Here is a 3,295-nt window from a genome sequence, read left to right on the forward strand (position 1 = left end):
TCTCTGACACCGCTCTCACACATGACAGCCTTGACGTGGCGATAAGCTGTCATGCGCGACCAGTTCCAAATTCGGTCATCGTCGCGCAGTTGATGCTCTGTTATCGGCGGACTACATAAAGACCTTCGTTGCCGTAGAACGCCCTACACCGAAGAATATTAAAGCTCGGCTCTTGCATACCTTGCACTAATTGGTATATGCCTGTTGTTGCTAGGTATTGGTTTGAAAGGAAATGAGCATGGCGGATTCCAAAACAAATCCGATATTCATGAACGGAGTTCCAGAGCTTCTGATCCTGAAGCTCATCGCAAAACAGGAAATGTATGGCTATGAAGTTGTGCAGGCGATCAAGCTTCATTCAGAAGACGCCATTCAGCTTGCTGAAGGTGTGGTCTACCCTGTTTTGCATGGGTTGGAGCGCGATGGAGCCCTGAAATCACGGCGCCAAACCGTCAATGGCCGTAGCCGTATTTATTATTCCATCACGTCGCTTGGGCAACAACGTCTCTCAGACATCACTTCGAGGTGGACTGAGCTCACCAGGACCATTCACGCCATCGTCATTGGAGGCTCTCATGCCAAAATTGTTTGATTGTCTTCACGAACAATTACTGCGTGCCGGCGTTACGCCGCGCTATGTCAAACGCTTCGTTCTCGAACTCACACAGCATTTTGAGGATAGCCGAGACGAATTGGAACAGGCTGGCTATGATCGTTGGCAAGCGCAAATCATGGCTATGAACCGGCTTGGGCGTATGGAAGATCTTGCACAATCCATGATAAGCCAGCAGCGTCTACGTTCCTGGACTTCCAGAGCGCCGTTTGCCACCTTGGTGTTGGGATCATTATTTGCGCTGATCTCCGGCACCGCTGCGGCTATTTTGCTCGTCATATTCAGCATTCAGTCGATTTCGCCGGAATGGATACCTGAGATCACCTCGAGCATAAATATCTTCTGCAACGTTTTGTTGCCGCTCAGTTGTGCGGGCGCTGTCGCCGTCATCGCTATTCGCCAACGACTTGATCGCTTCTGGCCCATTGTCGGCCTTGTCGTTCTCGCACTTGCAAACAACCTGATACAGGTTGCTGTAGCGATGACTGACGGTCATGGCACACTCAGTGTTGGTGCCGGAGCAAGTGCCAGCACCCTCGTTTCTCTGACGCAAACTCTCGCTTTGACGGTGATCCCTTACCTTCTCATCAACAAATGGGTCGAGGCATCGGGCAACTCCGTCGGAGATTACCGATAGCCGACAGGGTATGATCTATCGCCCAAACAGCGCAATTTGCAGGCCAATAGTTGTGAATTGAGTTATATTTAGCGCTTCCTTATATGTTGCGTCGTTCATCAAACCATCGGAGCAGCGCCTCGGTTTTCGGGTCGGAGACCGAGGCGTAAAATTGGAGCGTCCGTAAGTCCTCGATCAGTCTGTTCAGCTACCGTGTTCGATTTGAAGAAGGCCCCCGCGAGGACATAGTGTGGCCCCAAACTTTCGGGGCGTTGATCGATAATCGGAGTCGAATATAAGACATGTCTAATGTTTTTCCATCAGCGCGCTTTCATGGCGAGGATCGGTCGCCCCATGTGCGACTTGCAAAGTTTCGCTCTTCCGCACCAACCAGATCGGCGTAGATTGCAGTTGTTTTCTGATCTGCGTGGCCAAGCCAGCGTTGAACCAGATTCATCGGGATGCCGTTCTCGACAGCGGTGACTGCAAAGCCATGACGAAGCGCTTTGGGCGATGATTGATATTCTCTGACACCGCTCTCACACATGACAGCCTTGACGTGGCGATAAGCTGTCATGCGCGACCAGTTCCAAATTCGGTCATCGTCGCGCAGTTGATGCTCTGCCTGAACCAGTATCAGCAGCTCGACCAGGCTTTGCGGAATTGGAACCCGGCGGTAGACATTGTCGCGCCGCTTCTTAAGGCTCTTGATATAGATATTGCCTTCTTCGAGATCCCAATTGGCTGGCGTTAATGCCAGACACTCAGATATCCTGCAGCCGGTATACAGCAAAACGCTACAAAGAAGACGAAGCTTCAGATCCTTGCTACTCAGCACCGTAATTAGTGCGTCTTTTTCTCTACTGTTGATGTACTTTCTGTTCGGTATATTCACTCTCATGTTGTTCCCCGCCTCTTCCAAAAGGCTATTCGATGCATCTTTAATAATCATGCTATCTTTTTCTTATTTATCAGCGCGTCGAAAAATTTATCTGCGTTTTTTATTTAGTCAATCGGAATGATTGTATCATTTCATTCTAATGCAATTTTTGATTTTAGAATTCCAAATTATTTGCGCAGGTAGTGTATTCGGCTTTGTCGCAAATTTTTCACTTCTGCTAAGGTATGTGCCCTTGATTTCATGCTTTCTGAGCGCCGCAATCTTGGTGCTGCAAGGCGTTTCTTTAAGAAAGCCATCGCAAGCAATGATGTTCCGAGCAAAATAGTCATTGATAAAAGCGGGCCAATCTGGCAGGTGCTCAGGCTCTAAACAACATCTTGAAAATTACTGGCACGGGTCAGTTGATTGAAACTCTGCAGGTCAAATATCTGAACAATATTCTTGAACAGGACCAACGTTTCATCAAGCGTATCACCAGGCACATGTTAGGCTTCAAAGCGTTTCATTCAGCCTCAGCGACAATCGCAGGCATCGAAGTCGCTCATATGATCCGCAAGAACCAATTCGCAAATGACAAGCGTTCGGCATTCCAGGTCTTTGCCGAACTCGCAGCATAATTGCGCCCAGAGATAAGCGCGTTCTTAAGCCGATAAAAAATTTGCGACAAAACCTTTGGAACAGTCTCCTAGAAAATATTGAAAAAATAAATGATAGCAATTTGTTATCTTTGCATAAACCCATATTTATTGTATTTATTCAATGGTAAAAAGTATTCATAAAGAAATAGAAACAGCAGAAAACATTGCTAACGGATTATGCATTGAAATTATCCCAAAAATTAGAAATTTATATTCTTAAATAAAGAAAGGGTAGCTTAAAGCCGACTGGAACATAAAATCCAAACAGCTTGGTGTCCAGTGTTACTTCGATTGCACCAAGTGGTTTCGAAAACGGACAGGACTCTTTTGCTTTCTTTACATGGCTTGCAAAATCTTGCTCCGCGATTTCGGAAATGCTCGCTTTGAGCGAACCTTTCAGGCTTGCGCGCAAGACATCCTTAGGCGCGCAGCCCGATTAATTGGAATCAGCATTTGAGGCTTCGCTGGCGGTAGTGAATGGCTTTTGAATAAAGCCTGTCGGGAAAGCTTTGCCAAATCAAATACCA

At 47.1% G+C, this 3,295-nt stretch carries 3 protein-coding genes and 1 pseudogene; 3 read left to right on the forward strand and 1 reads right to left on the reverse strand.

Annotated features, from left to right (window positions below; all coding sequences use genetic code 11):
- The first annotated feature begins 238 nt into the window (after nucleotides 1-238).
- Both ACTJKP_RS26570 and ACTJKP_RS26575 read left to right on the forward strand, forming a co-directional pair.
- On the forward strand, nucleotides 239-592 hold the full coding sequence (locus ACTJKP_RS26570) for a PadR family transcriptional regulator (RefSeq protein WP_440632788.1): 354 nt from the start codon (nucleotides 239-241) through the stop codon (nucleotides 590-592).
- Nucleotides 576-1,250 (forward strand): hypothetical protein, encoded by a 675-nt coding sequence (locus tag ACTJKP_RS26575; protein ID WP_440632789.1) that lies wholly within the window; start codon nucleotides 576-578, stop codon nucleotides 1,248-1,250. The genes ACTJKP_RS26570 and ACTJKP_RS26575 overlap by 17 nt, the downstream gene beginning before the upstream one ends.
- Before the next feature lie 310 nt (nucleotides 1,251-1,560).
- On the opposite strand, the gene ACTJKP_RS26580 is transcribed toward ACTJKP_RS26575, so the two are convergent.
- A complete protein-coding gene (locus tag ACTJKP_RS26580; protein ID WP_440632790.1) occupies nucleotides 1,561-2,181 on the reverse strand; it encodes a tyrosine-type recombinase/integrase in 621 nt (206 codons plus the stop codon).
- 180 nt (nucleotides 2,182-2,361) lie between these two features.
- On the opposite strand from ACTJKP_RS26580, the pseudogene ACTJKP_RS26585 reads away from it, so the two are divergent.
- Nucleotides 2,362-2,747: pseudogene (locus ACTJKP_RS26585) on the forward strand (DDE-type integrase/transposase/recombinase); the annotation flags it as partial.
- Nucleotides 2,748-3,295 lie beyond the last annotated feature (548 nt).

Origin of the sequence: Brucella sp. 22210, from assembly GCF_052045675.1 — a bacterium.
Taxonomy (GTDB): domain Bacteria; phylum Pseudomonadota; class Alphaproteobacteria; order Rhizobiales; family Rhizobiaceae; genus Brucella.